Source organism: Caldisericia bacterium (assembly GCA_026414995.1).
Classification (GTDB): Bacteria; Caldisericota; Caldisericia; order B22-G15; family B22-G15; genus JAAYUH01.
On the sequence record JAOAHY010000031.1, the window covers coordinates 696 to 1,059 of the forward strand.

A 364-nucleotide genomic window follows, 5' to 3' on the forward strand; every position below is an offset into this window, starting at 1 on the left:
GACAGCTTTAATAGCACAAGGAAAACAAAAAGAAAATATTGTAAAAGGTATTTGTGACTCAATTGCAGAAAGAATCCTGAATATGCTTAAACAAATTGAAGAAAAAGATGTTATATTTTTTTGTGGCGGTGGAGCAAAAAATGAAGGAATAAAAAGGGCATTAGAGGAAAAACTAAAAAAAGAAATCTACACTCCTCAAGAGCCACAATTTGTTGTAGCATTGGGAGCTGCTATAATTGGAACAGAGAGGTATCAAAATTTATGAATAAAAAAATTTTTTATCTATTATTTTGTTTTTTAACAATAAAACCAACTTTTGCTCATTTATGCCATGACCCATTTAGACCAACACAACACTTAGTGC

General features: G+C 30.5%; 1 protein-coding gene. It reads left to right on the forward strand.

Going from position 1 to position 364, the window contains the following annotated elements; translation table 11 throughout:
• Window positions 1–265, forward strand: a 265-nt coding sequence (locus N3D74_06630; GenBank protein ID MCX8095840.1) for an FGGY-family carbohydrate kinase, incomplete at its 5' end; no start/stop codon positions are given.
• Window positions 266–364 lie beyond the last annotated feature (99 nt).